1 pseudogene is annotated in these 555 nt (G+C 34.8%); it reads left to right on the top strand.

The features are described from left to right. Window positions 1–555: pseudogene (locus tag ADH54_RS12100) on the top strand (hypothetical protein); the annotation flags it as partial.

The raw sequence follows: 555 nt of genomic DNA, 5'->3' as shown, positions 1-555 counted from the left end.
TCTTGCAGATGAAATAACTGAAAATAAGGCTACGAATGCTCCCTATGCACAGACGAATCCAAGTAGTATTTCTACAGATAATCAAGGAAAAAGTGGTCAAAAGCAGGGAGCATTACCTATTCAAGTTCCCCATACGGAACTAGATTCTGTTGTTGATAAGGCTAGGGATGCAGGTTTAGTAGTTGTAAAAGAAAATACAGTTGATAAAGGTATTGCAGAAACGGCAACAGACGCAAATGCAAAGTTGGCTGATATAAAACAAGACTATGGCAATCAAAAAGAACAGATCGAAAAAAAAGTAGAGGAATATAAGAATCAATCTAAATCGGAAAATACTAATGTTGAGCGTATTAGAAAAGAAAATGCTGAAAAACAAGCAAATTATGCTCGTGAATTAGAAAAAGTAGAGAAAGAAAATGCCAAAACTTCTCTTGAAAATAAAGCTATTGAGGAAGAAAACAAACGATTAACCAAAGAGTATGAAGAGGCCAAGGCTAACCATTCATCGACTAATGTTGAAAGTATTGTTGGAAATAAGCCTTTGGTAGATTCTAA

Source organism: Streptococcus pseudopneumoniae, assembly GCF_001072315.1.
Lineage (GTDB): Bacteria > Bacillota > Bacilli > Lactobacillales > Streptococcaceae > Streptococcus > Streptococcus pseudopneumoniae_R.
This window is presented reverse-complemented; position numbering and strand designations above follow the sequence as displayed.